Source organism: Streptomyces blattellae (assembly GCF_009709555.1).
GTDB lineage: Bacteria > Actinomycetota > Actinomycetes > Streptomycetales > Streptomycetaceae > Streptomyces > Streptomyces blattellae.
Map to the genome: position 1 here is coordinate 1 of NZ_WJBG01000032.1, position 497 is coordinate 497.

At 61.2% G+C, this 497-nt stretch carries 1 pseudogene; it reads left to right on the plus strand.

Annotated features, from left to right (window positions below):
- Positions 1 to 480, plus strand: a pseudogene (locus tag GFH49_RS00875) (hypothetical protein); the annotation flags it as partial.
- Between the last annotated feature and the right edge of the window lie 17 nt (positions 481 to 497).

Genomic DNA, 497 nt, shown 5'->3' on the forward strand with positions numbered 1-497 from the left:
CCATACCACGACAACGAGGACCAAGACCCGAAGCCACGGCTTGTTTCCCGGCAAGCCCTAACTGAACGGCATTGCCTCAAGACCAAAGCCAGCTATGCCACCTTGCCCGTGGATCACTTCCTGATCGCGCGGCTGACCCAGCACGCATCGCAATTCTCCGATCCGACGCCCGTTCTGCCGGAGGCCGAGCGCCGCCGCCGAGCACGCGGCTACACCGAACCGCCGGACGAGGACCTGATCGTCACAAACCGGTTCGGCAGACCTGTCCTCCACAGCGATTTCCATCAGAAATGGCGAAGGGCGGTGGAGCACGCCAGGCTTCCGGAAAGAACTCGCTTCCACGATCTCAAGCACTTCTACACCACCACCCTCGGCGCCTCCGGCAAACATGACCCGAAGACCGTGCAGGGTGTCCATTCACGGGGGGGGGTCAGACTGAACCGCCCCGAGTTCGATAGAGATCTCAGATGGTTGTTGTGACCTGGTGTTTCGTGGTT